Raw genomic sequence first — 19,449 nt, forward strand, 5'->3', positions numbered from 1 at the left:
CAGCGGCCCCGACTACCTGCTTCGGGGCCGCTGCGTCGGTCGCCGGCCGTCAGGCCAGCAGCTTGTTGACGCGCTGCACGTAGGCGGCCGGGTCTTCCAGCATGCCGCCTTCTGCCAGCAGCGCCTGGTCGAACAGCACCTGCAGGCGGTCGCTGAAGGCATCGCCCTCCGGAAGATCTCGCAGCTTCTTGACCAGCGCATGCTCCGGGTTCAGCTCCAGGATCGGCTGGGCGTCCGGCGCCTTCTGGCCGGCCTGCTTGAGCAGGCGCTGCAGGTAGCCGCTCATGCCGCCCTCGTCCGACACCAGGCACGATGCCGACTCGGTCAGGCGCAGCGTCACGCGCACGTCCTTGGCCTTGCCGGCCAGCACGGTCTTGGCGCGCTCGACCACGTCCTTCCAGTCGGCCTCGGCCTTCTCCTGCTCGGCCTTCTCGGCTTCATCGGCCAGCTTGCCCAGGTCGAGGTCGCCGCGCGCCACCGACACCAGTTCCTTGCCGTCGAATTCGCGCAGGAACGACAGCATCCATTCATCGACGCGGTCCGTCAGCAGCAGGACTTCGATGCCCTTCTTGCGGAACACTTCCAGGTGCGGGCTGTTCTTGCCGGCGGACCAGGTATCGGCCGTGACGTAGTAGATCTTGTCCTGGCCTTCCTTCATGCGGCCGACATAGGCGGCCAGCGACACGTTCTGCTCGGCGGTGTCGTTGTGGGTCGAGGCAAAGCGCAGCAGTTTCGCCACGCGCTCCTGGTTGGCCTGGTCCTCGCCGGTGCCTTCCTTCAGCGCCTGGCCGAACTGTTGCCAGAAGGTGTCGTACTTGGCGCGTTCGGCTTGGTCCTCGCTGTCGGCCAGCGCTTCGAGCATCGACAGCACGCGCTTGGTGCAGCCTTCGCGGATCGCCTTGACGTCGCGGCTTTCCTGCAGCAGTTCGCGCGATACGTTCAGCGGCAGGTCTGCGGAATCGACCACGCCCTTGACCCAGCGCAGGTAGCCCGGCAGCAGCTGCTCGGCGTCGTCCATGATGAAGACGCGCTTGACGTACAGCTTCAGGCCGGCCTTGTGGTTGCGGTCCCACAGGTCGAACGGCGCGCGCGCCGGGATGTACAGCAGCTGGGTGTATTCGCTGCGGCCTTCGACGCGGTTATGGGTCCAGGCCAGCGGCGTTTCGTTGTCGTGCGCGATGTGCTGGTAGAACGCGGTGTACTGCTCGTCGGTGATGTCGGACTTGTTGCGGGTCCACAGCGCGCTGGCCTGGTTGACGCTTTCCCACTCGTCGGTGCGCTTGTAGCTGCTGGCCTCGGCGTCCCACACTTCCTTGGGCATGCGGATCGGCAGCGAGATATGGTCCGAGTATTTCTGGATGATGCTCTTCAGGCGCCAGGCCGACAGGAAATCGTCCTCGCCCTCGCGCAGGTGCAGCGTGATGGTGGTGCCGCGCTCGGCGCGCGCGATCGCGTCGACGCTGAACTCGCCGTCGCCGGTGCTTTCCCAGCGCACGGCTTCCTCGGCACCCACGCCGGCGCGGCGGGTTTCCACCGTGACCTTGTCGGCGACGATAAAGGCCGAATAGAAGCCCACGCCGAACTGGCCGATCAGCGCGGCGTCCTTCTGCTGGTCGCCGGACAGCTGCTGGAAGAATTCCCTGGTGCCCGAACGGGCGATGGTGCCGAGGTTGCGGATGGCCTCGTCGCGGCTCATGCCGATGCCGTTGTCGGTGATCTTCAGCGTGCGTGCCTGGGCATCGGCCTCGATGCGGATGGCCAGGTCGGCGTCGTTTTCCAGCAGGGACGGATTCGCGATCGCCTCGAAGCGCAGCTTGTCAGTGGCGTCCGAAGCATTCGAGACCAGCTCGCGCAGGAAGATTTCCTTGTTGCTGTACAGCGAGTGGATCATCAGGTGCAGCAGTTGCTTCACTTCCGCCTGGAAGCTCATCGTCTCGTGCGGTGCGGTCATGGTTCTCCTTTTGAATCTCGAAAACAGGCGAATCTGGGATGGTCGGGTGGCCGTCGGGGGCCAGTGACGCCAGAAATAGGGCCGCCCGGGCCATTTTTCAAGGCCCGGGGAATGTAACGCGTGCAGGGCAACGAGGGCTCAGAGCCGTTCCAGCTGGCGCCCGAGAAAGCGCAGCATGTCCGGGTCGCCGCTGCTGGCGACATTGAAGCGCATCCACCCCGACGGCATCTGCGACGGCGAGAACAGGCTGCCGGGGGCGAACAGGTAGCCCTCTTCATGCCCCGCGGTGGCGATCGCGTTGGTATCGCGCCCGGTATCGGCCCACAGGTACATGCCGGCATGCTGGCCCGGGAACAGGCGCAGGCCCAGCCGCTCCAGCTCGCGCCGGGTTTCGTCGCGGGCGCGGTCCAGCCGGGTGCGCACCCGCTCGACATGCTTGCGGTAGTGCCCCTCGGTCAGCACCTTGTACAGCACCCTCTCGTTGATCTCGGGCGAAGCCAGGCCCGCCAGCAGCTTGCTGTCGGTCAGTGCCGATGCCATCTCCGGGTGCGCGGCGATAAAGCCCACGCGCAGGTTGGCCGCCAGCGTCTTGGAAAAGCTGCCCAGGTAGATCACCCGGCGCAGCTGGTCCAGGCTGGCCAGCCGCGTGGCGGCGTGGCCGGGCGGGCACAGGTCGCAGTAGATATCGTCCTCGACGATCAGGAAGTCGTACTGCTCGGCCAGCTTCAGCAGCTGGAAGGCCTTGGCGGCGGACAGCGAGGTGCCGGTCGGGTTGTGCAGCACCGAGTTGATCACGAACAGCTTGGGCCGCCGCGCCTGCACGATGCGCTCCAGCGCCTCCAGGTCCGGCCCCTCGGCGGTGTACGGCACGCCGATCACCTGCGCGCCCTGCGCGGCAAAGCGCGCGAACATCACGAACCACGCCGGGTCGCCGACCAGCACAGCGTCGCCGGGCTGCAGGTAGAGCCGGGCGATCAGGTCGAGCGCCTGGGTGATGCCGGAGGTCAGCACGATCTGCTCGGCGCCGGCGCGGATCTCCAGTTCCTCCAGCCGGGTGCGCAGCTGCTGGCGCAGCGGCAGGAAGCCTTGCGGCGTGCCGCTGGCCAGGAAATGGTTGCCCGGCTGGCGTCCCAGGCCGCGCAGCGCGCTGGCGATCAGCTCGCCATCGAGCCATTCGTTGGGCAGGAAGCCCAGCCCCGGCGCCTTGTGCGCCTCGGCGGTATGGAACATGCTGCGCAGCAGCCAGGTGACGTCGATATTGCGCGCCTCGGCCGCGTTGGACGACACCGGCGCCGCGGGCGCGGCCGGCGCACGCTCGCGCACGTAGAAGCCCGAGCCGCGGCGCGATTCCAGGTAGCCCAGCGCCACCAGCCGCTCATAAGCCTCCACCACAGTAAAGCGCGAGATGCCCTTTTCCTGCGCCAGCTGGCGGATCGACGGCATGCGCATGCCGGCGCGGAACACGCGTTCGTCTATGCGCATGCGGGCCCATTCGGTCAGTTGCTCGACCAGCGTCATCTGGGCCGACGGGATCGGGTCGGGCAGGCGCTCGGTGGGCGGCAGCACCAGGCGCAGCGGGCGTCCGCCGGCCTGGGCGGAGGTGCCGCGCGCGCCGCTTCCGCTATGCTGCTGGGGATTCGCGGCGGTGGTATCCGCGTCCCTGGTGTTCGCATCCATGTGCGGCTCCTGCAACTGTACTGAAGACGATACGCAGAACTGTACCGGTACTGTACCGACTACCTTGTCTACCATCAAGCCAAGATGAAGCTCGCCCTCGACCACCTCGTCATCGCCGCGCCCGACCTGGACGCCGGCACCGCCCATGTCGCCGACCTGCTGGGGATTGCTCCCCAGGGTGGCGGTGCGCATGCCGCCATGGGCACGCACAACCGCGTGCTCGGCATGTTCGGCGGCATCTACCTGGAAGTGATCGCGATCGACCCGGCCGCCGCCGCGCCAGCGCGGCCGCGCTGGTTCGGCCTCGACACCGAGGCGGTACGGCAACGGCTGGAGAACGGTCCGTTCCTGTTGCACTGGGCCGCCCGCGTCGAGCGCCCCGCCGACCTGACGCTGTGGCAGTCGCAATACCCGGCCCGGATCGCGCCGGTGATCCCGATGACGCGCGGCGACCTGCGCTGGCGCATCACGGTGCCCGAAGACGGCGCCCTGCCCGGCTGGCAAGGCGAGGCCGATGCCGCCGGCGACGGCTTGCTCCCCAGCCTGATCCAGTGGGACGTGGCCGCCTACCCTGGCATCAGCCTGCCGCGGCAGGACCTGGCGCTGCGCAAGCTGTCCGGGCGCCATCCGCGCGCCGAACTGCTGCGGCAGGGCCTGGCCTGGCTGGGCGCGGACCACCTGATCGCGATCGAACAGGGCGAGGGCCAGCCGGAACTGTCGGCCGAGATCGAAACCCCGCAGGGCATCCGCACGCTGCGCTAGCCAGACCAGACAAGCAACAAGAATCCCAAGGAGACACCGATGTCCGCGACCCGCAAGCGTTTCGACGACGATCCCTATCTCGTTCACTGCACCGCCACCGTGCTGGCGGCCAGCGCAGAAGGCATCGAACTGGACGAGACCGTCTGCTACGCGCGCAGCGGCGGCCAGGCCGGCGACACCGCCACGCTGGCGCTGCCCGACGGCCGCACCGTGACCATCGTCGACACGATCTATGCCGAAGACCGCAGCCGCATCCTGCATATGCCTGCGCCGGACGCCGCGCTGCCGCGCGTGGGCGAGCGCGTCACGGTCACCATCGACTGGGCGCGCCGCCACCGGCTGATGCGCCTGCATACCTGCCTGCATTTGCTGGGCTCGCTGATCCCGGTGCCGGTGACCGGCTGCGGCATCTCGCCGGACTCGGCGCGGATCGACTTCGACCTGCCGGAGTCGACGCTGGACAAGGCCGGCCTGACCGAGCGCCTGAACGCGCTGATCCGCGCGGAAACGCCGGTGCGGATCACGCTGATCACGCCGCAGGAGCTGGCCGCGCAGCCGGAACTGGTGCGCACCATCGGCGCGGCGCCGCCGGCGGGGACCTCGAGCATCCGCATCGTCGAGATCCCCGGCGTCGACCGCCAGCCCTGCGGCGGCACGCATGTGGGCAATACCTGCGAGATCGGCACCGTGGCGGTAACCAAAATCGAGAAGAAGAGCCGCACCAACCGCCGCGTCGTGGTGGCGTTCGCATGACGGCCGTGACCTCCGGCCTGCTCACCGGCCTGACCGCGGCGCAGTTCCTGGCCCTGCTGACGCTGCTGACGGTCGGCCTGTTCACGCCCGGCCCCAACACCGCCATTGCCGCGGTGACCGGCGCCAACTTCGGCCTGCGCGCGACGCTGCCGCACTGCGTCGGCGTAGCGTTCGGCTTTGCCAGCATCCTGGCGCTGTGCGCGGTCGGCGTGGGCGCGCTGGTCCTCGGCCAGCCGGCGCTGGCATCGGCGGTGCATCTAACCGGCGTGGCCTACCTGCTGTGGCTGGCGTGGAAGATCGCGCGCGGCACGACACTGGCCGAAAGGCAGGTGCTGCGGCCGCTGAACGTGTGGCAATCGGCGGTGCTGCAGTACGCCAACATCAAGGCGTGGATGCTGGCGCTGGCGGTGGCGGCGTCCTATATGGCCGGCGCCACCGCGCCGCTGCAGCGCCTGCTGCTGGTGTGCGGCGTATTCGCACTGCTGGGCTTCGTCAGCAACGGCGTGTACGGCGTGCTGGGTGCGGCGCTGCGGCAATGGCTGCGCGAGGGCGAGCGCGTGCGCTGGTTTAACCGTGCCATGGGCGCGGCTCTGGCGCTGACCGCGCTGTGGATCGCTGTCAGCGCCCGGCCCGGCGTGCATTGAACCGAACGACAAGAACACAAGACGCCAACCATGTCCGCTCCCTCGCAAACTCCCTCGCAAACTCCCTCGCAAACTCCCTCGCAAACTCCCTCGCCTGCTTCCATACCGGCCGCGCCCCATTCAGGCGGCATGCTGCTCGGCTTCATCGGCGTGGCCATATTCAGCCAGACCCTGCCGTTCACGCGCATGGCAGTGGCCGAGCTGGACCCGATCTTCGTCGCGCTGGCGCGCGCCGTCCTGGCCGCGCTGCTGGCGCTGGCGCTGCTGGCCATGCGCGGCGCGCTGGCCGCGGCACGCCGCCCGCGCGGCGGCCAGTGGCAACGGCTGGCGGTGACTGCGCTGGGCGTGGTGGCCGGCTTCCCGGTGTTCTCGTCGCTGGCGATGCGCGAGGTGCCGGCCAGCCACGGCGCCATCGTGGTCGGCCTGCTGCCGCTGGTCACGGCCGTGTTCGCGGCCTGGTTCGGGCGCGAGCGGCCGTCGCCGGCGTTCTGGCTGTCGGCCGTGGCCGGCAGCGCGCTGGTGGTCGGCTTTGCCGCCTGGCAAGGCGCCGGCGGCCTGCAGCACGCCGACTGGTACCTGTTTGCCGCGGTGGTGCTGGGCGCACTGGGCTATGCCGAGGGGGGCAAGCTGTCGCGCGAGCTGGGCGGGCTGGAGACGATCAGCTGGGCGCTGGTGGCGTCGCTGCCGGTGCTGGTGCCGGTGGTGGCCTGGCTGGCGCTGCGCGACCTGCCGGCGATCGCCGCGGCCTCGCCGCGTGCCTGGGCCGGCATGGCCTATGTCTCGGTGTTCTCGATGTTTGTCGGCTTCCTTTTCTGGTACGCCGGCCTCGCAAAAGGCGGCGTGGCCCGCGTCGGGCAGATACAATTGCTGCAGCCGTTCCTGACGCTGGCGGGCGGCGCGCTGATCCTGGCCGAGCCGCTTGACGCCCCCACCATCGCCTTCGCGGTGGCGGTGATCGCTGTCGTGGCCCTCGGCCGCAACGCCGCCGTGCGCCAGAGCGCACCTGCCGCCGCCCCGGAAACGTCCCCTGTCCTTCCAGGACGCATTCACTGACCAGGAGTCCAACGCATGTCCGTCTACGACACCCTTGCCCGCCTCGGCGTCGAACTGCCGACCGCCAACGCCCCTGCCGCCGCCTACGTGATGGCCGCGCAGACCGGCAATACCGTATTCCTGTCGGGCCATATCGCCCGCAAGGACGGCAAGGTATGGACCGGCAAGCTGGGCCAGGACATCGACACCGAATCGGGCAAGGCCGCCGCGCGCGCCATCGCCATCGACCTGCTAGCCACGCTGCACGCGCACGTGGGCGACCTGAACCGCGTCACCCGCATCGTCAAGGTGATGAGCCTGGTCAACTCCACCACCGAGTTCACCGAGCAGCACCTGGTCACCAACGGCGCTTCCGAGTTCCTGGCCGAAGTCTTTGGCGACAAGGGCAAGCACGCGCGCAGCGCCTTCGGCGTGGCGCAGGTCCCGCTGGGCGCCTGCGTCGAGATCGAGATGATCGTCGAGGTGCAGTAATTTCCGCCGGCCGGCGGCCCGGGCGACCGCCACCGGCCGGCCTTGCCACACAGAAACACCCTCCCAGACCACAAGAGACACATCATGAAATGGGCCATCTCCCGCCGGGCGCAGCAACTGACCAGCTCGGCCATCCGCGAAATCCTCAAGGTCACCGAGCGTCCGGAAGTCATTTCCTTCGCCGGCGGCCTGCCCTCGCCGGCATCGTTCCCGGTAGCGGCCATGGAGGCAGCGACGGCCCGCGTATTCGCCGACAACCCGCAGGCGGCGCTGCAATACGCCGCCACCGAAGGCTACCTGCCGCTGCGTGAATTCATCGCCAAGCGCCACGGCGTGGGCGTCGAGCGCGTGCTGATCGTGACCGGCTCGCAGCAGGCGCTGGACCTGATCGCCAAGGTGATGATCGACCCGGGCAGCAAGGTGATGGTGGAAACCCCCAGCTACCTCGGCGCGCTGCAGGCGTTCTCGCTGTTCGAACCCGAGTTCGTCTCGATCCCGACCGACGACAAGGGCCTGGTGCCCGAGGCGCTGACGCCCGAGCTGACCGCCGGCGCGCGCTTCCTGTACGCCCTGCCCAACTTCCAGAACCCAACCGGCCGCCGCCTGCCGCTGGAGCGCCGCCAGGCACTGGTGGCGCGCGCGCAGGAACTGGGCGTGCTGGTGGTGGAAGACGATCCGTACGGCGCGCTCAGCTATACCGGCGACCAGCTGCCGACGCTGCTGTCGATGAATCCGGACGGCGTGATCTACATGGGCTCGTTCTCGAAGATCCTGGCTCCCGGCATGCGCCTGGGCTACGTGATCGCCCCGCCCGAGCTGCATTTCAAGCTGTGCCAGGCCAAGCAGGCATCGGACCTGCATACGCCGACCTTCACGCAGCGCGTGGCCTATGAGACCGTGCGCGACGGCCTGCTCGACCGCCATATCCCGACCATCCGCGAGCTCTACAGCAAGCAGTGCCAGACCATGCTGGACGCGCTCAAGCGCCATATGCCGGAAGGCGTGACCTGGAACACGCCCGAAGGCGGCATGTTTATCTGGATGGAGCTGCCCGAAGGGCTGGACAGCATGGCTATCCTGGAAGAAGCGGTGAAGCGCAACGTGGCCTATGTGCCGGGCGCGCCGTTCTACGCCAGCAACCCGAAGCGCAATGCGCTGCGCCTGGCGTTCGTCACGGTGCCGCCCGAGCGCATCGAGCAGGGCGTGGCGATCCTGGGCGAGCTGTTCCGCGAGTCCATCGCCGCCGCTGCCGCCAGGCAAGCGCGCGCGGCCTGACGCCGCACGGGCGCGCAATCCAGGAGCCGACATGCTGCGTATCTGGGGCCGACTCTCCTCCATCAACGTGCAGAAAGTGGTCTGGTGCGCGCGCGAGCTGCACCTGGACCATGAGCGCGTCGATATCGGCGTCAACAAGGGCGACCTCGACACCGAGGCCTACGTCCGCCTGAACCCGAACCGCCAGATCCCGGTGATCGAGGATTTCCGCGGCACGGACGTGGGCGGCGAGCCCTTCGTGCTGTGGGAATCGAACGCGATCGTGCGCTACCTGTGCGCGCGCTACGGCGAGGGCACGCTGTGGCCCGAAGACGTCAAGGCGCGCGCCTCGGCCGACCGCTGGATGGACTGGCAGACCACGGCCTTCAGCCCGGCCATGGTGACGGCGTTCCTGAACCTGGTGCGCACGCCCGACGGCGAGCGCGACGAAGCCGCCATCCAGGCCTCGTGCGCCCGCACCGAGCGGCTGGCGGCGCTGCTGGACAAGGCGCTGGCGGGCCGGGAGTTCATCGGCGGCGACCGCTTCACCATGGCGGATATCTCGCTGGCTTGCGCCGCGCACCGCTGGATGGGCCTGCCGATCCAGCACCAGCCGCGGCCCGACCTGCAGCGTTGGCTGGCGGCAATGCGTGCCCGCCCTGCCGCCGGCGGCATCCTGGAACTGCCGCTGCGCTGAGCGGCGGCAGTTTTTCCTTCCTCTGCTTCTAGCTGCCTATTTCGCGGCACGCGAGCCCGAAGTCGCCGTAAAGATCCCCAGCCCGATAAACGCCGCCCCCGTCAGGTAGCGGCCGAATGCGCGTGCCCGCCCGGCGCGGCGCAGCGCCGGCATCACCGCGGCCGCGGCCATGACGTAGCAGGCGTCGGTGGTGGCGGCGATCAGCACGAAGGCCACGCCCAGCGCGAGGCTCTGCGCCAGCGCCGAGCCGGCCGGGTTCATGAACTGCGGCAGGAAGGCGGCGAAGAAGATCGCGGTCTTGGGGTTGAGCAGCGCCACCACGAAGCCGTCGCGCATCACCTGGCGCAGGCTGCGCTGCGCCACCTCCGGCGTACCGCCGCCCGCCGCCGCAGCGCCGCCACGCAGCGCGCGGATGCCGAGCCAGATCAGGTAGGCCGCACCTGCGTACTTGACCACCGAGAACGCCAGCGCCGACACCGAGAACAGCACCGCCAGCCCCAGCGACGCGCCGATGGCGTTACCCAGGTTGCCCAGCGCCACCGCGCCGATCGACGCCAGCCCGGCCTGCCGGCCCTGCGCCAGCGTGCGCGTCACGATATAGACCACGGCCGGGCCGGGGGTGATGGCCAGCGCCAGGCTGGCCAGCACGAAGGCGGTCAGCAGCGGCCACGCGGGCAGGAATTCAGTCATGGGGCAGCTCGTTCGATGTTGGCATGCGGGCAGCGCCCGCGTCATGGCGAACGCCAGTATGCGCCGCTACACCGCGCTCGCGCCAGTCCCCCGCCATGGCTGCCAGGCCAGTCATCCGGGCCACGCGCAGGCAGGCATACTTTTGCAACAGGCGCCGTTTAGAGTACTCTGGGCGGTGTGCCGGGTGCGTCCCACGTGCGCTGCCATGCCCTTCGGGGAATCCCTAGTCCCTGAATGTGGCTCATGCCATGCATGACGCAATGTACGGAAGCGAACACGGAACCCGTTCCTACAATCGCTGGTTCTTTCCCGCGCGCGGCGGATGCCGCGCGCCGGTGCAAAGCGCAAGCGGGTCGCCCCAGGGCACGCAGATCGCCCGGGCTCCCGAGCCAACCTGAGGAGGATTTCGATCGTGTGGAGTCAAGTCTATGACCCGCTGGGCAATATGGCGCTGTCGACCATTGCCGCGGGCATTCCCGTCGCCGTGCTGCTGGCAGCGCTGGCGTTCTTTCATATGCAGGCACACCTGGCCGCGGGGCTGGCGCTGCTGATCGGCATCGTGGTCGCATCCACGGTGTTCGGCATGCCGGCGGCGATGGCCGGCAAGGCGGCGGGGCTCGGCATCGTCTCCGGGCTGTTCCCGATCGGCTGGATCGTGCTGAACATCATCTTCCTGCACCGGCTCACCACCCTGAACGGATCGTTCAAGGTGCTGCAGAACTCGATCTCCGGCATCACCGAGGACCGCCGCCTGCAACTGCTGCTGGTGGCGTTCAGCTTCGGCGCCTTCTTCGAGGGTGCCGCCGGATTTGGCACGCCGGTGGCCGTGACCGGCGCCATCCTGATCGGCCTGGGCTTCTCGCCGCTGGCCGCCTCGGGGCTGGCGCTGATCGCCAATACCGCGCCGGTGGCCTACGGCGCGCTGGGCGCGCCGATCATCGGCCTGGCTTCGGTGACGGGGCTGGACCTGCTCGACCTGTCGGCCATGATCGGCCGCCAGCTGCCGTTTTTCTCGGTGATCGTGCCGTTCTGGCTGATCTGGGCCTTTGCCGGCTTCCGCGGCATGCTGGCGATCTGGCCGGCGATCCTGGTCGCGGGCGTGAGCTTTGCCATCCCGCAGTTCCTGGTGTCGAACTTCCACGGCCCGTGGCTGGTGGACGTGATCGCGGCGCTGGTGTCGATGGGCGCGCTGACGCTGTTCCTGAAGGTCTGGCATCCGAAGGAAATCTGGACTTCGACCAAGATCCTGGGCCGCCACGACGAATCCAAGGTTGACCATCCCGAAGCGCTGGAAGCCGATGCCGCCGCCAGCGCCGCCTCGGCCGGCATCTCGGTGGCCAAGGCCTGGATGCCGTGGGTGATCCTGACGGTGTTCGTGTTCGTCTGGGGCATCCCCGAGTTCAAGAAGCTGATGGATAGCGTGTGGGCCTGGAAATTCCCGATCCCGGGTCTCGACAAGGCCATCGTCAAGGTGCCGCCGGTGGTGCCCAAGGAAGTCATCGAAGGCGCCGTGTTCAACTTCAACGTGCTGTCGATGGCCGGCACCGGCATCTTTGTCTCGGCGATCGCCGGCGGCCTGCTGATGGGCTACTCGGTGCCGCGCCTGTTCAAGGAGTACTGGGAAACCATCAAGCTGGTGCGCTACTCGCTGCTGACCATCTGCGCGATGTTCGGCGTCGGCTACCTGACCCGCTACTCGGGCCTTGATGCCACGCTGGGCCTGGCCTTCGCCCACACCGGCGTGCTCTACCCGCTGTTCGGCACCATGCTGGGCTGGCTGGGCGTGGCGCTGACCGGCTCGGACACGGCCTCGAACGTGCTATTCGGCGGCCTGCAGAAGACCACCGCCGAGCAGCTGGGCCTGTCGCCGGTGCTGATGGCGTCGGCCAACAGCTCGGGCGGCGTGATGGGCAAGATGATCGACGCGCAGTCCATCGTGGTGGCCTCCACGGCGACCAAGTGGTACGGCCACGAAGGCGACATCCTGCGCTACGTGTTCTTCCACTCGATCGTACTGGCGATCCTGGTGGGCCTGTTCGTGACGCTGCAGGCCTACGTGCCGCCGTTCACGCATATGGTGATCCACCACCCCTGAGTGCCCTGCCGCCGCGGCAATTTCGGCAAGGCGTTTCGGACAAGGCCCCGCCCCTGGTGGGGCTTTTCCATTGGGCAACGCGCGTATCATGTTGCGTCTGATCCGCCGCAAGCGCCCCCCGGATCCTGCAAGGACAACACGGACGACTGGGCGCGCCGTGGCACACAACGGGAACCCTGCCATGTTGCGTCGCCTGGAAAGACTGATCGACCCCTTCCGTCCCATGCCCGACCGCGAGCCGCCAGGCCAGGTCCTGCGCTTCTACACCTGGTACCTGCGCGAAGTCTGGGGCGTGTTCGTGCTGCTGTTGCTGGTGGGCCTGGTCGGCGCGCTGATCGAGGTGGCGCTGTTCAGCTTCCTCGGCCGGCTGGTCGACATGGCGCAGACCACGCCCGGCGCGGAATTCTTCAGCCGGCATCGCAACGAGCTGGTGTGGATGCTGGTGGTGGCGGTGCTGCTGCGGCCCATCTTCTTCGGCCTGCACGACGTGCTGGTGCACCAGGTCATCAACCCCAGCCTGTCCAACCTGATCCGCTGGCAGAACCACCGCTACGTGCTCAAGCAGAGCCTGTCGTTCTTCCAGAGCGACTTTGCCGGGCGCATCGCCCAGCGCATCATGCAGACCGGCTTCTCGCTGCGCGACTCCGCCGTGCAGGCGGTCGACGCGCTGTGGCACGTGGTGATCTACGCCGTCAGTTCGCTGGTGCTGTTCGCGCAGGCGGACTGGCGGCTGATGATCCCGCTGCTGCTGTGGATCGCCTGCTACGTGGCCGCGCTGCTGTACTTCGTGCCGCGCGTGAAGGAGCGCTCGGTGATCGCCACCGAATCGCGCTCGCGGCTGATGGGGCGCATCGTCGACGGCTATACCAACATCACCACGCTCAAGCTGTTCGCCCATACCCGGCAGGAAGAGGACTACGCGCGCGACGCCATGGCCGAGCAGACCGAAAAGACCCGGCTGGCCGGACGCATGGTCAGCGGCATGGACGTCACCATCACCGCCATGAACGGCGCGCTGATCGCCGGCACCACCGGGCTGGCGGTGTGGCTGTGGAGCACCGGGCATGTCACCACTGGCGCGATCGCGCTGACCACGGGCCTGGTGATCCGCATCAACAATATGTCCGGCTGGATCATGTGGGTGGTCAACGGCATCTTCGAGAACGTCGGGCAGGTGCAGGACGGCATGAAGACCATCGCCGTGCCGCGCAAGGTCAATGACCGCGCCAATGCGCAGCCGCTGCGCGTGACGCAGGGCGAAGTCCGCTTCGAGCAGGTGGGATTCCACTACGGCAAGGGCTCGGGCGTGATCGAGGGCGTCAACCTGACGGTGCGGCCGGGCGAGAAGATCGGCCTGGTCGGCCCGTCCGGCGCGGGCAAGTCGACGCTGGTCAACCTGCTGCTGCGGCTCTATGACGTGGAAAGCGGCCGCATCCTGATCGACGGGCAGGACATCGCCGATGTCACGCAGGAAAGCCTGCGCGCGCAGATCGGCATGGTGACGCAGGACACCTCGCTGCTGCACCGCTCGATCCGCGAGAACCTGCTGTACGGCAAACCCTCCAGCACCGAGGCCGACCTGGCCAATGCGCTGCACGGCGCGCGCGCGGACGAGTTCATTCCCGGCCTGGTCGATGCCCACGGCAATACCGGACTGGAGGCGCAGGTGGGCGAACGCGGCGTGAAGCTGTCAGGCGGACAGCGCCAGCGCATCGCGATCGCGCGGGTGCTGCTGAAGAACGCGCCGATCCTGATCCTCGATGAAGCGACCTCGGCGCTGGATTCGGAAGTGGAAGCGGCGATCCAGGACAGCCTGGAAACGCTGATGCAAGGCAAGACGGTAATTGCCATCGCGCACCGGCTGTCGACGATCGCGCGCATGGACCGGCTGGTGGTGCTGGACAACGGGCATATCGTGGAGAGCGGCACGCATGCGGAATTGCTCGCGCATGGGGGGCTGTATGCGCGGTTGTGGGCGCATCAGACGGGGGGATTTGTGGGGGTGGATTGATCCTGCTGTTTGCTCCCCTCTCCCATGAATGGGAGAGGGGAGCAAACACTGGCTCCGGCGAAACTCAGTTGCCGTTGCCCGGCGCCTCCACCCGCACCGGATCGATCCTCGGCTCCTTCAGCTTCGCCTCGATCTGCTTGCCCTTGCGCGCGCGCTTGCCGACATACGGCAGCAGCGATTGCCCGGCCAGCTTCTGCGACGACGGCTTGCCGCCCCGGCCCGCGCCCGACAGCATCAGCCCCGGCGCGCCCACGGCCACCGCCTGCAGCAGCTTCTCCCTGGGCTCCAGCTCCATCAGGATCACGCCGCGGCCGCCGGCCGACAGCACCTTGACCTCATCCAGCGCCACCAGCAGCAGGCGGCCATTGCCGGACAGGCAGGCCGCATGCGTGGCCTCGTCGCCGATCGGCGCCGGCGGCAGCGGGGCATCGCCGTCGTCCAGCGTCAGGAACGACTTGCCGCCCTTCTGCCGGCCGGTCATGTCGGCCACCGTGGTCAGGAAGCCGTTGCCGCCGGCGGTGGCGATCAGCATGCGCTGGCTGGCGCTGCCGGCAAAGGTGTGTGCCACCTGGCTGCCGGACTGCAACTCGATCAGCGTGGTGATGGGCACCCCGTCGCCGCGCCCGCCCGGCAGGCTGGAGACCGGCACGGAATAGACCCGGCCATTGGTGCCGAACACCAGCAGCACGTCGACGGTGCGGCAGTCAAAGGTGTTGTAGAGCGCATCGCCCGCCTTGAAGGTGAACTGCTGCGGATCGTGGCCATGGCCCTGGCGCGTGCGCACCCAGCCCTTCTGCGACATGATCACCGTCACCGGCTCGTCGATCACGCGCACTTCGGCCGCGGCGCGGCGTTCTTCCTGGATCAGCGTGCGGCGCGGATCCTTGTCTTCCGGGCTGTACTGCCTGGCGTCGGTCTCGATCTCCTTGATGATGCGGCGGCGCATCATGGTCTCGGACTTGAGCAGCACGTCCAGGTCGGCCTGCTCTTCGCGCAGGTCCTTCAGTTCCTTCTCGATCTTGATCGCTTCCAGCCGCGCCAGCTGGCGCAGGCGGATTTCCAGGATGTCCTCGGCCTGGCGGTCGGTCAGCTCGAAGGCTTCGATCAGCGCGGGCTTGGGCTCGTCGCTCTCGCGGATGATGCGGATCACCTCGTCGATATTGAGCAGCACCAGCATCCGGCCTTCGAGAATGTGGATGCGGTCCTCGACCTTGCCCAGGCGATGGCGCGTGCGGCGCGTGACCGTGTCGAAGCGGAACGCGATCCACTCGCCCAGGATCTCGCGCAGGCCCTTCTGGCGCGGGCGGCCATCGGTGCCGATCATCACCAGGTTGATCGGCGCGCCCGACTCCAGGCTGGTATGCGCCAGCAGCGCCTGGATGAACTCTTGCTGGTCGATGTTCTTGCTCTTGGGCTCGAACACCAGCCGCACCGGCGCGTCCTTGCCGGATTCGTCGCGAACCGCGTCCAGCACCGCCAGCACGGTGGCCTTGAGCTGCTGCTGGTCCGGCGTCAGCGCCTTCTTGCCGGCCTTGATCTTGGGATTGGTGATTTCCTCGATTTCTTCCAGCACCTTCTGCGCGGAAGTATTCGGCGGCAGTTCGTTCACCACCATCTGCCACTGGCCTCGCGCCATTTCCTCGATGGTCCAGCGCGCGCGCACCTTCAGGCTGCCGCGGCCGTTCTCGTAGATCTGGGCAATGTCCGCCGCCGGCGAAATGATCTGGCCGCCGCCGGGATAGTCCGGGCCCGGCATCAGCGCCAGCAGCTCGGCCAGCGAGATATTCGGGTTGCGGATCATCGCCACGGTGGCCGCGGCGACCTCGCGCAGGTTGTGCGGCGGGATCTCGGTGGCCATGCCCACCGCGATGCCGGAGGCGCCGTTGAGCAGCACGAACGGCAGCCGCGCCGGCAGCAGCTTCGGCTCCTGCATCGAGCCGTCGTAGTTGGGGACGAAGTCGACCGTGCCCTGGTCGATCTCGTCGAGCAGCAGCCGCGAGATCGGCGTCAGGCGCGCTTCGGTGTACCGCATCGCCGCGGCGCCGTCGCCGTCGCGCGAGCCGAAGTTGCCCTGGCCGTCGATCAGCGGGTAGCGCAGCGAGAAGTCCTGCGCCAGGCGCACCAGCGCGTCATAGGCGGACTGGTCGCCGTGCGGGTGGAACTTGCCCAGCACGTCGCCGACCACGCGCGCGGACTTGACCGGCTTGGCATCGGCGCGCAGGCCCATCTCGTGCATCGCGAACAGGATGCGGCGCTGCACCGGCTTCTGGCCGTCGGCCACTTCCGGCAGCGCGCGGCCCTTGACCACGCTGACGGCGTAGTCAAGGTAGGCGCGCTCGGCGTAGCGGGCCAGCGTCAGCGAATCGGCCGGCTCTTCAGGTTGAAACGTGATGTCTTGTTGTTCCATGGATAGGCAAGAATTCGGCGCGCCATATTGCAGCAGCGCGCCGGGTTGCTTGTGGTTCGGTCATGCCGGTCAGGGCATATTGCGCCGCCCGCCGATCACCATCTTTACGCGCGGCCCGTCGGCAATGGCACTGGCGCGCATGGGCCCCGCGCCCTGGGCGGGCTGGTAGAACCGGTAGAACTGCAGGACCGTGCTGACATACTGCCGCGTCTCGGGGTACGGCGGAATCCGGTTGTTGTAACGCTGCACCGCACCTTCGCCCGCGTTATACGCCGCCAGCACCAGTTCCAGGTTGTTCGGGAACAGCTGCATCAGCCAGCGCAGGTAGCGCACGCCAGCCGTGATGTTGGTGCGCGGGTCGGCCAGCTTCTGTTCGACCGTGCGGCGCTGGTCGGCGCTGACGCCGAAGCGCGCGCCGGTGTCGGGAATCACCTGCATCAGCCCGATCGCACCCTTTGGCGAGACCGCACCCGGGTTGAAACCCGACTCGACCGCCATCACCGCCTTGACCAGCGCGGGATCGACGTCCTGCCTGCTGGCGATCTGGTGGATCAGCGGCTCGACGGTCTTGATATTGGGATGGTTGACGACGTACCGGTAGAGCTTGTGCTGTTCGAGGTCGATATCGTCAGCGCCGTCCGCGCCGGCTGGCGCCCTGCCGCGCTGGATCGCTGCCAGCCGCGCGCTGTCGAGCTTGCCGCCGTCCTTCATGAACAGCTTGTAGCGCGAGTCGAGCTTCTGGTCGGCAAAGTGCGCGATGCCGTCGGCATCGATATAGCCCCACAGCTCGGCATGGGCCGCCGGCGCGCAGGCGAGCCCGGCCAGCGCCAGCACGGCGGCTGCCGTCCTGCGCCATGGATTGCCGGGGGGTCTCGTCGTCATCGTGCGTTCCTGCTGGTCTGCGGACTGGGGGATTATCCCCCCAATCGCGGGCCGGCGCTCCAGTGGTCAGATATCGGCCTCGACCTCGTTGCCCTTCTCTTCCAGCCAGCTGCGGCGCTGCGCGGCCTCGCCCTTGCCCATGAGCATGTTCATCATCTCCACGGTCTGCGGCAGGTCGTATTCGCCCAGCGTCACGGGCAGCAAGCGGCGCGTGTCGGGGTTCATGGTGGTTTCCCACAGCTGCTCGGCGCTCATTTCGCCCAGGCCCTTGAAGCGCGAGATCTGCCAGCTGCCATCCTTGACGCCGTCCTTGACCAGCTTGTCCTGGATGGCCACCAGCTCGCCTTCATCCAGCGCGTACAGCTTCTGCGCCGGCTTCTTGCCGCGCGCGGGAGCATCGACGCGGAACAGCGGCGGGCGCGCCACATAGACGTTGCCGGCCTCGATGAGCTTGGGGAAGTGGCGGAAGAACAGCGTCAGCAGCAGCACCTGGATATGCGCGCCGTCCACGTCCGCGTCCGACAGGATGCTGATCTTGCCGTAGCGCAGGTTGGACAGGTCGGGCTCGTCGTTGGCGCCGTGCGGATCCACGCCGATCGCCACCGCGATGTCGTGCACCTCGTTGTTGGCGAACAGCCGGTCGCGCTCGGTCTCCCAGGTGTTGAGCACCTTGCCGCGCAGCGGCAGGATGGCCTGGAATTCCTTGTCGCGGCCCATCTTGGCCGAGCCGCCGGCGGAATCGCCCTCGACCAGGAACAGCTCGTTGCGGGTCACGTCGGTGGATTCGCAGTCGGTCAGCTTGCCGGGCAGCACGGCCACGCCGGAGCCCTTCTTCTTCTCGACCTTCTGCGCCGCGCGCGTGCGCGCCTGCGCCTGGCGGATCACCAGCTCGGCCAGCTTCTTGCCGTACTCGACATGGTGGTTCAGCCACAGCTCCAGCGCCGGGCGGCTGAAGGTGGAGACCAGCCGCACCGCGTCGCGGCTGTTCAGGCGTTCCTTGATCTGGCCCTGGAACTGCGGGTCGAGCACCTTGGCCGAGAGCACGAACGAGGCGCGCGCGAACACGTCTTCGCTCATCAGCTTGACGCCCTTGGGCTGCAGCGCGTGCATCTCGATAAAGCTCTTGACCGCCTGGAACAGGCCTTCGCGCAGGCCGGACTCGTGCGTGCCGCCGGCCGGCGTGGGGATCAGGTTGACGTAGGACTCGCGCACCGGCGCGCCGTCCTCGGTCCAGGCCACCACCCATGAGGCGCCTTCGCCGTCGGCAAAGCCTTCCTCGCCGGGGTTGGCGTCGGGATCGGCGAAATGCTCGCCCTCGAACATCGGTATCACCAGCTCCGAGCCGCTGCCTTGCGCCAGCGCTTCGACCAGGTAGCCCTTCAGGCCCTGGTCGTACTGCCAGGTCTGGGTTTCGCCGCTCTTCTCGAGCACCAGCGTCACCTTGACGCCCGGCAGCAGCACGGCCTTGCTGCGCAGCAGCCGCTGCAACTCGGCCTGCGGGATCGCGGCCGAATCGAAATACCTGGCGTCCGGCCACACCTGCACGCGCGTGCCGTTCTTCTTCTCGCCGCGCTCGAGCTTGCGCGAGGCCAGCGGCGAGGTCACGTCGCCGCCGGAGAACGTCAGCGTCGAGTTCATGCCGTCGCGCCAGACGGTCACGTCCAGCTGCGTCGACAGCGCGTTGGTCACCGACACGCCCACGCCGTGCAGGCCGCCCGAGAAGGCATAGGCGCCGCCCTTGCCCTTGTCGAACTTGCCGCCGGCGTGCAGCCGGGTAAAGACGATCTCGACCACCGGCACGCCTTCTTCCGGGTGGATGCCCACCGGGATGCCGCGGCCGTCGTCCTCCACGCTGACGCTGCCGTCGCGGTGCAGGGTCACCAGGATCTCGGAGCCGTGGCCGCCCAGGGCCTCGTCCGAGGCGTTGTCGATCACCTCCTGCACGATATGCAGGGGGTTGTCGGTCCGGGTGTACATGCCGGGGCGCTGCTTGACCGGCTCCAGGCCCTTCAGGACCCGGATGGAAGATTCGCTGTACTGACTGGTTTTGCTCGCCATGGAGTCGCTACGAAAGTGGATGTCCCGGCTGCCGCGGGCGTACA

Annotated in this window: 15 protein-coding genes; 9 read left to right on the forward strand and 6 right to left on the reverse strand. The window is 68.1% G+C overall.

Going from position 1 to position 19,449, the window contains the following annotated elements; genetic code table 11:
* Positions 1 to 49 precede the first annotated feature (49 nt).
* Positions 50 to 1,951: a molecular chaperone HtpG gene (htpG, locus tag AC5WJ1_RS11655; protein ID WP_494476092.1), complete on the reverse strand. Its 1,902-nt coding sequence runs from the start codon at positions 1,949 to 1,951 to the stop codon at positions 50 to 52.
* 138 nt (positions 1,952 to 2,089) lie between these two features.
* Entirely contained in the window at positions 2,090 to 3,628 is a 1,539-nt protein-coding gene (locus tag AC5WJ1_RS11660; RefSeq protein ID WP_135705594.1) for an aminotransferase-like domain-containing protein, read from the reverse strand.
* 84 nt (positions 3,629 to 3,712) lie between these two features.
* On the opposite strand from AC5WJ1_RS11660, the gene AC5WJ1_RS11665 reads away from it, so the two are divergent.
* The 7 genes from AC5WJ1_RS11665 to AC5WJ1_RS11695 all read left to right on the forward strand — a co-directional run bounded on the left by AC5WJ1_RS11665 (position 3,713) and on the right by AC5WJ1_RS11695 (position 9,262).
* Positions 3,713 to 4,390, forward strand: coding sequence for a VOC family protein (locus AC5WJ1_RS11665; protein ID WP_135705595.1), 678 nt, complete (start codon positions 3,713 to 3,715; stop codon positions 4,388 to 4,390).
* Positions 4,391 to 4,429: 39 nt separating this feature from the next.
* Entirely contained in the window at positions 4,430 to 5,143 is a 714-nt protein-coding gene (locus tag AC5WJ1_RS11670; RefSeq protein ID WP_494476093.1) for an alanyl-tRNA editing protein, read from the forward strand.
* Positions 5,140 to 5,787: a LysE family translocator gene (locus tag AC5WJ1_RS11675; RefSeq protein ID WP_135705596.1), complete on the forward strand. Its 648-nt coding sequence runs from the start codon at positions 5,140 to 5,142 to the stop codon at positions 5,785 to 5,787. The genes AC5WJ1_RS11670 and AC5WJ1_RS11675 overlap by 4 nt, the downstream gene beginning before the upstream one ends.
* Positions 5,788 to 5,916: 129 nt before the next feature.
* Positions 5,917 to 6,840: a DMT family transporter gene (locus AC5WJ1_RS11680; protein WP_135705597.1), complete on the forward strand. Its 924-nt coding sequence runs from the start codon at positions 5,917 to 5,919 to the stop codon at positions 6,838 to 6,840.
* A gap of 15 nt (positions 6,841 to 6,855) precedes the next feature.
* Positions 6,856 to 7,311, forward strand: coding sequence for a RidA family protein (locus AC5WJ1_RS11685; RefSeq protein ID WP_133093031.1), 456 nt, complete (start codon positions 6,856 to 6,858; stop codon positions 7,309 to 7,311).
* An 84-nt stretch (positions 7,312 to 7,395) separates the two neighbouring features.
* Positions 7,396 to 8,586, forward strand: coding sequence for an aminotransferase-like domain-containing protein (locus tag AC5WJ1_RS11690; RefSeq protein WP_133093032.1), 1,191 nt, complete (start codon positions 7,396 to 7,398; stop codon positions 8,584 to 8,586).
* A gap of 31 nt (positions 8,587 to 8,617) precedes the next feature.
* Complete coding sequence (locus AC5WJ1_RS11695) at positions 8,618 to 9,262, forward strand: glutathione S-transferase family protein (RefSeq protein ID WP_133093033.1); 645 nt, start codon at positions 8,618 to 8,620, stop codon at positions 9,260 to 9,262.
* 36 nt (positions 9,263 to 9,298) lie between these two features.
* Here the strand turns inward: AC5WJ1_RS11695 and AC5WJ1_RS11700 are convergent, their stop codons facing one another.
* The gene (locus AC5WJ1_RS11700; RefSeq protein WP_135705598.1) at positions 9,299 to 9,952 is read right to left on the reverse strand and encodes a LysE family translocator; all 654 of its coding nucleotides are present in this window, start codon (positions 9,950 to 9,952) and stop codon (positions 9,299 to 9,301) included.
* Between the two features lie 412 nt (positions 9,953 to 10,364).
* Here AC5WJ1_RS11700 and AC5WJ1_RS11705 point away from each other — a divergent pair, with 412 nt between their 5' ends.
* Positions 10,365 to 12,047: an L-lactate permease gene (locus tag AC5WJ1_RS11705; protein WP_135705599.1), complete on the forward strand. Its 1,683-nt coding sequence runs from the start codon at positions 10,365 to 10,367 to the stop codon at positions 12,045 to 12,047.
* A gap of 181 nt (positions 12,048 to 12,228) precedes the next feature.
* Positions 12,229 to 14,058, forward strand: a complete 1,830-nt coding sequence (locus AC5WJ1_RS11710; RefSeq protein WP_195431891.1) for an ABC transporter ATP-binding protein — start codon at positions 12,229 to 12,231, stop codon at positions 14,056 to 14,058.
* A gap of 64 nt (positions 14,059 to 14,122) precedes the next feature.
* Here the strand turns inward: AC5WJ1_RS11710 and parC are convergent, their stop codons facing one another.
* From parC to AC5WJ1_RS11725, 3 genes are all read right to left on the reverse strand, one after another.
* Positions 14,123 to 16,465: a DNA topoisomerase IV subunit A gene (parC, locus tag AC5WJ1_RS11715; RefSeq protein WP_135705601.1), complete on the reverse strand. Its 2,343-nt coding sequence runs from the start codon at positions 16,463 to 16,465 to the stop codon at positions 14,123 to 14,125.
* Positions 16,466 to 16,534: 69 nt separating this feature from the next.
* A complete protein-coding gene (locus AC5WJ1_RS11720; protein ID WP_133093038.1) occupies positions 16,535 to 17,347 on the reverse strand; it encodes a lytic transglycosylase domain-containing protein in 813 nt (270 codons plus the stop codon).
* Positions 17,348 to 17,413: 66 nt separating this feature from the next.
* Entirely contained in the window at positions 17,414 to 19,405 is a 1,992-nt protein-coding gene (locus AC5WJ1_RS11725) for a DNA topoisomerase IV subunit B (RefSeq protein ID WP_133093039.1), read from the reverse strand.
* Positions 19,406 to 19,449 lie beyond the last annotated feature (44 nt).

It is taken from the genome of Cupriavidus sp. MEYA8 (assembly GCF_059278825.1).